The sequence below is a fragment of the Corallococcus sp. CA047B genome, assembly GCF_003612065.1.
GTDB lineage: Bacteria > Myxococcota > Myxococcia > Myxococcales > Myxococcaceae > Corallococcus > Corallococcus praedator.
On record NZ_RAWD01000367.1, the window covers coordinates 1 to 8,857 of the forward strand.

Sequence of the window (8,857 nt, forward strand, 5' to 3'; positions counted from 1 at the left end):
GGATCGTACTGGGGGATGGGCGGCGCCGGGGGGACCGACTCCAGGCCCAGCCGCCAGATGGCGACGGCGAAGATGAACAGGCCCACCACCGCGATGCCGGCGCAGATGACGAGCAGCCGCTTGCGGCGCGTCACCATGTCCACCGCCCCCATGCGCGGCGACTCCACCGTGTCGAAGCGCTGGGCCACCGGCAGGTGCCGATCCGACGGCGCGGGCACCGCCATGTCGGAGCGCCAACCGCCATCATCCCGGCCCTGGGCGGCGGCGCGACGCGACGCTCCGCTGCCGGGTTCGGCGGAGAGGGCCTCGGTGGGCTCGGCGCGGCCCCGGCGCTCCTGGCGGGGTGGTTCCCCGCCTTCGGGGCTCCGGTTCGCACCCGGCGGGGAGGCTCCGGCGGACGGAAGCGCCAGGGTCTCCTGGACGGGCGACCGGCCGGCGGCACCGCGCGCGGGGCGCAGGGCCGGGCGTCGTCCGGAGGGCGCGGGCGGTTCGTCCGCTCCCAGCGGCGGCGGCGTGGAGAAGTCCTCCACCACCTTCATGCGCGGGTTGCGCCCGACGCGCGTTCCCGAGTGCCCATCCGCGCCGCCCTGCGGAGTCACTTGACGGCGGGACTTCTGCGCGAGCACGCCGGGGGGCGCATCCCAGCCCTGCTCCAGGGGGCCGGCATGGGCCGGTTCGGTGCCCCGCCCCTCCCTCGCGGCGAGCGGAGGCGCGGCCTCCTCCGGGCCGTCGTCCTCCGGGAAGGAATCCGGCGCGTAGTCCTCCGGGCGGAACGCCTCGAAGGCGGGGGCGGCCTCCTGCGTGCTGGCGGACGCCTCCTCCTCCGTGGGCGCGCGGGTGTACGGCATGCGCTGGACGATGGACGCCTCGTGCTCCTCGGCGTGCAGGTCCTCCATCTCCGCGCCGGAGATGGGCTCCAGTTGGAAGGGCTCCGCGAACGGCACGGGGCCGGGCACGGCGATGCTCACTTCATTGGGGAACAGCTCCGACACGAAGCGCGCCACGTCGTCCGCGCCGGGCAGGCCGCCGCCCGCGGAGAGGAAGTTGCGCAGGGCCTGGGCGAACTCGCCGCACGAGCGGAAGCGCCGCTGGGGCGAAGGGTCCAACGCGCGCATCACCGCCGGATCCAACCGCGCGTTGATGCGCCGATCCAACCGACTGGGGGGCGGCAGCGTTTCGCGGCGGGTGCTGACGCCGCTTCCGGGCACCACGGCCTCGCGCAGCGTGAGCAGCTCGTAGGCGATGGCGCCCAGCGAGTACACGTCGGACGCCTCCGTGGGCGGCTCGCCCCGCGTCACCTCCGGCGCCCGATACGCGCTGCGGCCGCGATGCGCGAAGGTGCGCTTGAGCTGGGGCACGGAGAGCAGCGCCTGCAACGCGCCGAAGTCACAGATGGCCGGGTAGCCTTCGCGCGACAGCAGCAGGTTGCCGGGGGTGAGGGCCCCGTGGACGACGCCCGCGTCGTGGGCCAGCTGCACCGCTTCCAGCAATTGGATGACGATGGACAGCGCCACGGTGGGCGGCAGCAGCACTTCCTTGGTGTTCAGGCGCTGGAGCGCGACGCCCAGCGTGAAGCCGTCCACGTCCTCGCGCACCACCGCGAGCCGCTGGCGCACGAAGCCCAGGTCCACGACGTGGAGGATGCCCGGATGGCGCACGGACTGGAGCCGCCGGACGGTCTCCGCCAGCTGACGGGCGTAGGCCGGGTCGGAGGTGCGCTGCAGGAACAGCTTCACCGCGACGGGGATGGTGGGAACGAGCAGGGCCTCGTACAGCTCCGCCAGGTCCCCTGCCTCCGTGCGGCCGATGAGCCGGTACGTCCCGCTCATCGCGTCTTCCGCGCCGTCTTCGCGGCGGACCTTCGGGGACGGCGGGCCACGGCGGCGAACACGAAGCCGCACCACACGCACGACTCACCGCGTCGGCCCCGGGGCAGCTCCAGGGTGCAGCCGGGGCAGCGCGGGCGGGCACGGCCCACGTGCACGGTGGCCGCGGAGACATTGGGGCGCGAGCGGACGGACGGGGGCTTGCTGGCCTCCAGGAGGAGGCGGGCTTCCAGGCGACGCACCCGGTCCTCCAGCGCGGCGATCCGTGCGGACAGTCGCGCGTGAAGGTCCTCGGCGGGGGCCGGGGATGGACGGGGGGAGCGCATCGGGGACAGAGCGTGCCAGCCCCGTGCGAAGCCCGCAAGGACGGGGCGGCAGGGAGCGCCGCGTGTTATGTCTTGCGGTCCCGTGCCGTCCATCCTCTCTCCCATCAAGCCCATCCCTGGCGGACCCTCCGTGGATCCGCTGCACGGGAGCTTCCGTTCCTCCATCAACCGGGAGCGCGCCGACGATGCGGCGCACCGCGCCCACGAGCTGCTCACCGACGAGCTGCTTGGCCGGCTGCTCTCCACGCCCCGGGAGCCCGCTGCCCTGGTGCCGCGCGCGAGGGAGGTGTTCGTCAACCGCAACCTGCGCATGGACCACGTCGAGCTCATCGGGTTCGACATGGACTACACGCTGGCGATCTACCACATGCGCCGGCTGGAGCAGCTGTCGTTCGACATGACGATCGCGAAGCTGATCAGCGAGTACGGCTATCCGCCCTTCATTGGCGGCCTGCTCTACGACCACCACTTCGTGATGCGTGGGCTCGCGGTGGACCGGGTGAACGGCAACGTCCTGAAGATGGATCGCTTCGGGCACGTGGGGCGCGCGTACCACGGCCTGCGGCCGCTCAAGCGCGAGGCGTGGAAGGAGCTGTACCGCAACAAGCGGGTGCGGCTGCGCAACCCGCAGTTCGCGTGGAACGACACGCTCTTCGCGCTGCCGGAGACGTGCCTGTTCTCCGGCATCATCGAGCTGATGGAGTCGATGGGGCACACCGTGGGGTACGGCAAGCTCTACGACGACATCCGGGAGGCCATCGACACGGTGCACCGGGACAACTCGCTCAAGCGGGAGATCCGCAAGGACCTGGCGCGCTACGTGTTCCTGGATCCGGAGCTGGGGCCGGCGTTGCACAAGCTGCGCTCGGGCGGGAAGCGGCTGTTCCTGCTGACGAACTCCGCGTGGGACTACACGAACGCGGTGATGCGCTACCTCTTGGACGGGCAGCTCCCGGAGTACCCGAGCTGGCGCAACTACTTCGACTTCACGGTGACGGCGGCGGGCAAGCCGGCGTTCTTCACGGAGAGCCGGCCGTTCCTGGAGCTGGACTCGACGACGGAGGAAGGCAAGGTCGTGGGCGAGGCGAAGTCGCTGGAGCGCGGCACGGTGTACTCCGGCGGCAACCTGGCCCAGTTCGAGGAGATGACGGGCTACCGGGGCGAGCACATCCTCTACGTGGGCGACCACATCTACGGCGACATCCTGAAGTCGAAGAAGTCGTCGTTGTGGCGCACGTGCATGGTCGTCCAGGAGATTGAGGACGAGATCACCTACACGGACCAGCGGCGCGCGGACATCGACACGCTGTCGGAGGTGGAGCTGACGCGGGCGCGGCTGGACGACGAGGTGAACCACCGCAAGACGGTGCTCAACTCCGTGGAGCGCCGGCTGGAGCGCGGGGAGCTGCCGGAGGCGGAGCGCCTGGAGGCGGAGGAGCTGCGCAAGAAGACGAAGGCGGAGCTGGAGAAGCTGCGCAGGTCGCTGAAGGAGACGAACGGCATCGCGGACACGCTGGAGCGTGACGTGGAGGAGGGCTTCAATCCGTACTGGGGCCTGCTGTTCAAGGAAGGCAACGAGAACAGCCGGTTCGGCTACCAGGTGGAGCAGTACGCGTGCCTGTACACGAGCCGGGTGTCGAACTTCCTGCACCACTCGCCGATGCAGTACTACCGCTCGCCGCGCGACCTGATGGCGCACGAACAGGCCGGAGCGCTGTCGAGCAAGATGTCCCCGCTGGGGAGCGAAGGGCCGCCGAAGGGTTCGGAGCAGGGGTAGGCGGCGCTACGGTGTCGCGGGCAGCCGGCCCCAGATGACTTCGCTGAAGCGCGAGGTGGGCGCGGGTTCGATGCCCAGCTTGTGCAGGTCATCGGTGTGCCGGGCGCCCTTCACGACGACCCAGCGGCGGGCGACGCGCCTCCCCTCCTCCAGGGCTTCAGGGGTGAGGGGCGCGTGCTCCGCGAAGCGGCGCAGCACGTCGAACGCGGGCTGGGCCTTCTTGGGCTTGGCGAACATCGGATCGAAGAAGACGACGTCGAAGGACTTCGCGGGCAGGGCCTTCAGGTAGGCGTGCGCATCCGCGTGGTGGACCTCGATGGCACAGGAGTCCTCGCCCCGCTCATAGCGCTGGAGCCCTTCCGCGGCGACGACGCACAGGGCCAGGCTCTTCTCCAGGCCCACCACCCTGCCCTGCGGCCCCACCGCGAGCGACGCCACCAGCGCGTCCTGCCCCAGGCCCAGGGTGCAGTCGAGCACGGCATCCCCGGGAACGAGCTCCGCGAGCTTGAGGAACGTGTCGTCCCGCTGGCCCTGCCGCAGCCGCATGCGCCGCAGGTGCGCCATGCCCGCGTGGAAGGCGAAGGAGCCCTGGGGCTCCCACAGCGTCACGCCATCACCGCCCACGACGAGCAGCGCATCCACCCTGGTGCCGAGCCACGGGGCGATGCCCTCGCTGGAGCGGCGCGGGAGGAACGGGAGGCCCCACCGCTGCGCCACGGCCCGCGCTTCGCGCACCGTGGGCACATCCGTCTTCGTGCTGGTGGTGACGGCGAGGGGAATCGGCGGCATCGGTACCGCCGCCCTACTCCGCGACCGCCTGGAGCTTCCGGCCGCCCTGCATCTGCGCCACCGTCACGGCCTGGTTCCGGCCGTTGCGCTTCGAGTGGTACAGGCACTGGTCCGACAGGTCGATGAGCTGCTGCTTCTCCTGCCCGTTGTCCGGGAACGTGGAGATGCCCAGCGACATCGTGATGCGCAGCGGGCCCATCTCCGTCTGGAAGACCTCCGCCATCACCGCCTCGCGGATCCGCTCGGCGATGACCTTCGCGCCGTGCGCGTCCGTCTCCGGCATCACCATCACGAACTCCTCGCCGCCGTAGCGCGCCACCACGTCCGTGTCCCGCGCCAGCGTCTTGATGATGCGCGCCACGCCCTTGAGCACCTGGTCGCCCGTCGGGTGTCCGTACGTGTCGTTCACGTTCTTGAAGTGGTCCACGTCCGTCAACACGATGGAGCACTTGCGGTTGTACCGGCGCGCCTGCGCGAGGATCTCATCCGCTCGCGACTGGAACGTGCGGTGGTTGAGCAGCCCCGTGAGGCCGTCCGTCGTCGCCATCTTCTCCATCTGCTCGTAGAGCTGCGCGCGCAACACCGCCTGCGCCGCCTGGATGGCGATGACTTCAATCATCCGCAGCACGTCCTGCTCGAAGGCCGCCTTCTTGCGCGACCCCGCGACGAGCGTGCCCAGGATGCGGTCCCCCGCCACCAGCGGGAAGATCTTCAGCGCGCCCAGGCCGCGCACCTGCGTCTCCTCGTCGAAGATGACCTGGCGGTCCATCGCCTTGATGTCCCGCCCCGGCAGCGGCGCCCCGTAGCGCACCACGTTGGCGACCAGCCCGTTGTTGTCCGGGAACGTCCGGCCCTCCATCGCCTTGCCCTGCGCCGTCACGCCCGACATCCGCACCACGCGGTGCACCCGCTTGCCCTCCTGCTCCGACACCAGCGTCACCGCGCAGAAGTCCAACCCGGCCAGCTGCCGCGTCGACTCCAGCACCGCCACGAACACCTGGTCCGGGCTGCCCGCGCGGTTCAGCTCCTCGATGGCCCGGAAGAACCGGTCCTTCTCGTCGCGCGTCTTGCGGATGTAGCTCATCACCCGCTCCACCTCGATGGAGCGCAGCACCTCACCGGCGATGGTCGTCAGCAGCTTCTCGTCCTGGTCCGTGAACGGCTCGTTCTTCTGCTTGTCCGCCACCAGCACGCCGCGAACCAGCCCGCTGCCCTCCAGGATGGGCACCGCCAGCAGCGCCTGCACCGTGGGGCCGCCGCTCTCGTAGTACGTGACGCCCTTGAGCCCCTGCGGCGAGTTCATCCGCACCGGCGCCCGGCGCTTCAACACCCCGCCGATGATGCCCTCGCCCGCGTTGAACTTCTCCCGCTGCACGCGCTCCGTGGGAGAGCGGCAGTCGTACAGCTTCAGGCTCCGGTCATCCGACGTGAGCAGGAACGCCGCGCAGGTGTCCGTGCGCAGGCCCGTCTCCGCGATCTCCAGCGCCGCGTGCACCGCGCCTTCAATCTCCTTCACCGACGCGACCAGCCACTTCTCGTCGGAGCTCATCCCGCTGAAGCTGTCCTGCGTCCCGGAGCTCACCAGCCGGAAGGTGCGCGCGCGCTCCTCCACCTCGCGGATGCGCTTCTGCACCGCGTCCGACTCCGCCCGCTTCGCCACCGCCATCCGCGCGGACAGCACCAGGTGGTACAGCCCCGCGAACAGCGCCAGGAACAGCGTGTGCGTGAGAAACCCGGTGACGTTCACCACCGTCCCGCCCAGCGTGACGAGCCCGTCGTACACCAGCGCCACGCCCAGCAACGTCATGCCCGCGTTGCGCGGCAGGAACGCCACCAGGAACGCCATCAACAGGTAGACGATGGGGAACAGCTCCGTGCCGCCAATCGCCACCACGATGAACGCCGCGGAGATGAGCCCGCCGCCCAACTCCAGGTCGTCGCGCAGGTCGATGATGGCGCCCACCGAGGAGCGCATCGCCCGGCGCCACGCCGCCATCCCGATGCCGACGAGCAGCCCCACCACCAGCGCCGCTTCCGTCCACCCCAGCGTGTGCAGACCCCGGAAGCCACCCCGCGCCAGATGCACGAAGGTCGCCAGGGCCACGGCCGCGGGGATCGCGCGGAAGAACGCGCGCACGAGCTTCGCCGCAGAGGGCACCGAGGGCAGCGAGGTCATGGTGACTCCAGGTGGAAGACGATTTCGCCCGGCTTCACGTAGCCAAGCTCCTCACGCACGGACTGCTCCAACGTCGCCGGATCCTTGCGGAGCGCGGCGATCTCCCGGCGGAGCGCGTCGTTCTGCGCGGCCAGCGCGCGGTTGCGCTCATCGAGCCCCGCCACGTCCTGCCGCAAGCGCAGGTAACGCCGGAAGCCCTTGGCGTCCGCCACCGAGGCCAGGCTCAAGGCCACCGCCACCACCGCCGCCGCCATCAGGAGCTTTCGCCGAGACGTCATGAACGCCGGCGAAGGTACCAGCGGCCCCCCTGCCCGCAAGAATTCCGCTCCAGCCCTGTAGCACCGTCAGAAGCGGTGCCCACCGGCACGAAAACTCAGTCTTCCTTGAGCAGCTTTTCGATGGCCTTGGCCACGTCCGCCTGGCCTTCCACGCCCTGCCACGCGGCCACCGCCCGGCCGCGCTTGTCCAGGAGCACCGTGCTGGGCAGCGCGCGGATGCGGCCGAAGGCGCTCTGCCCCGCGCGCATCCGCTCATCCGACACCAGCACCGGGTACGGGAACGCGTAGTGGTCCGCGAACGGGGCCATCACCTTGCCCTCGTCCAGGTCCATGCCCACCGCCACCACCTGGAAGCCCCGGGGGCCGTACGTCCCCTGGAGGTTCTTGAGCGTGGGCAGGTCCGTCAGGCACGGGAAACACCACGTGGCCAGGAAGGACACCAGCACCACCTTGCCGGAGAGCTGCCGGGGGTCGTAGCGCGTGGGCCCCACCGACGGCAGGTAGAGCGCCCGCAGGAACGCGGGCCCCGCATCCACCGGCCCGCTGTTCCGGTGACACCCGGACAGCGACAGCACTCCCACGGCCACGGCACACGCCAGGGCGCGCGCTCGCACCGGGGTCACGCCTCCGTCGTCGGGGGGCCACCCCGGAGCTGACATTCGCGGCACAGGCCGTACAGCTCCATCTTGTGCGACGTCACCGTGAAGCCGTGCTTGCGCGCCACCGCGTCCTGGAGCGTCTCGATGCGGTCGTTCTCGAACTCCACGATGGTGCCGCAGCTCGTGCAGATGAGGTGGTCGTGGTGCTCACGCCCGGCGGCGGCCTCGTAGCGCGTCTGCCCGTCGCCGAAGTTGCGCGCGTGGGCCAGGCCGCACTCGTTCAGGAGCTTCATGGTCCGGTAGACGGTGGCCACCGACACCTTGGTGTCCTGTTCGCGCACCTTGTTCCACAGCTCCTCCACGGACAGGTGACCGCCCACCGCGAAGAACGTGTCGATGATGAGGCTGCGCTGACGCGTGCTCTTCAGGCCGTGCTGGGCCATGTAGCGGGCCAGCACCTCCTCCTTGTTCTTGTCGTCGTCGTTCGAGTGGGCGTGGGAATGGCTATGGGTCGTCATCTGCAATCTCTGGAGCACCACATGTGTTGAGGCTGGGATGCCCGCCCCCGCAAGCCAATTTCGCCTGCCGCCCTCAGGAAGCGCCCGCTCCCCTGACTACCACGGCGATCGACTTGCGTCGCACGTGGGCTGTTTACATTGGGGTCGGACTGGCTCATTGACACCTGTCTGGCGGCGAAGATAGAGGCAACCGCCCTCGTAAACGAGCATTTTTCCGAACCTTTCCATGATCAGTCCCTGGCAGAGAAGACGGCAGCCTGACGACGTACCCACGCCGGTGGCCGTGGCGGTGTCGGACTTCTGCCGACGCGCGAAGGCCCCCGCCCCCGCACAGGAGGTCCGCGAAGCGCTCGCGCTCCTCTCCGAGGAGGAGGACTTCCGGGTCCGGACCCTCACGGACGGTGAACCGGAGACCTCTCCGCTGGGGCCCTTCGCCCTGGTGGACATCCTGCGCGGCGTCCCCGCGTCGCTCGCGGCCCAGCGCCAGACGTGCGGCTATTACGCGCTCGCCCAGGAGCTGGCCCAGGTGCGCGAGGAGAAGACCCCCGCGCCCCCCCCTGTCTCCACG

The 8,857-nt window shown here is 70.3% G+C and carries 8 protein-coding genes and 1 pseudogene; 2 read left to right on the forward strand and 7 right to left on the reverse strand.

Translation table 11 applies throughout. The features are described 5' to 3' along the window. Both D7X74_RS35805 and D7X74_RS35810 read right to left on the reverse strand, forming a co-directional pair. Window positions 1-1,829: serine/threonine-protein kinase (locus D7X74_RS35805; protein ID WP_147446805.1), on the reverse strand; the 1,829-nt coding region annotated here is incomplete at its 3' end. Beyond that, window positions 1,826-2,068, reverse strand: coding sequence for a hypothetical protein (locus D7X74_RS35810; RefSeq protein WP_233595863.1), 243 nt, complete (start codon window positions 2,066-2,068; stop codon window positions 1,826-1,828). The genes D7X74_RS35810 and D7X74_RS35805, both read right to left, overlap by 4 nt. 151 nt (window positions 2,069-2,219) lie before the next feature. Here D7X74_RS35810 and D7X74_RS35815 point away from each other — a divergent pair, with 151 nt between their 5' ends. After that, window positions 2,220-3,929 (forward strand): HAD-IG family 5'-nucleotidase, encoded by a 1,710-nt coding sequence (locus D7X74_RS35815; RefSeq protein ID WP_120537480.1) that lies wholly within the window; start codon window positions 2,220-2,222, stop codon window positions 3,927-3,929. A 6-nt stretch (window positions 3,930-3,935) separates the two neighbouring features. Here D7X74_RS35815 and D7X74_RS35820 read toward each other — a convergent pair whose 3' ends face one another. The 5 genes from D7X74_RS35820 to D7X74_RS35840 form a co-directional block, all read right to left on the reverse strand. After that, complete coding sequence (locus D7X74_RS35820; protein ID WP_120537481.1) at window positions 3,936-4,718, reverse strand: class I SAM-dependent methyltransferase; 783 nt, start codon at window positions 4,716-4,718, stop codon at window positions 3,936-3,938. Between the two features lie 13 nt (window positions 4,719-4,731). Beyond that, a complete protein-coding gene (locus D7X74_RS35825; protein WP_120537482.1) occupies window positions 4,732-6,894 on the reverse strand; it encodes a sensor domain-containing diguanylate cyclase in 2,163 nt (720 codons plus the stop codon). Next, window positions 6,891-7,172, reverse strand: a complete 282-nt coding sequence (locus tag D7X74_RS35830) for a septum formation initiator family protein (RefSeq protein ID WP_120537483.1) — start codon at window positions 7,170-7,172, stop codon at window positions 6,891-6,893. The genes D7X74_RS35825 and D7X74_RS35830 overlap by 4 nt, the downstream gene beginning before the upstream one ends. Before the next feature lie 95 nt (window positions 7,173-7,267). After that, window positions 7,268-7,795, reverse strand: a complete 528-nt coding sequence (locus D7X74_RS35835; protein ID WP_233595864.1) for a TlpA disulfide reductase family protein — start codon at window positions 7,793-7,795, stop codon at window positions 7,268-7,270. After that, entirely contained in the window at window positions 7,792-8,289 is a 498-nt protein-coding gene (locus tag D7X74_RS35840; RefSeq protein WP_199741975.1) for a Fur family transcriptional regulator, read from the reverse strand. Before D7X74_RS35840 ends, D7X74_RS35835 begins: the two co-directional genes overlap by 4 nt. A 226-nt stretch (window positions 8,290-8,515) precedes the next feature. Here D7X74_RS35840 and D7X74_RS35845 point away from each other — a divergent pair. Beyond that, window positions 8,516-8,857 (forward strand): annotated as a pseudogene (locus tag D7X74_RS35845) (hypothetical protein); the annotation flags it as partial.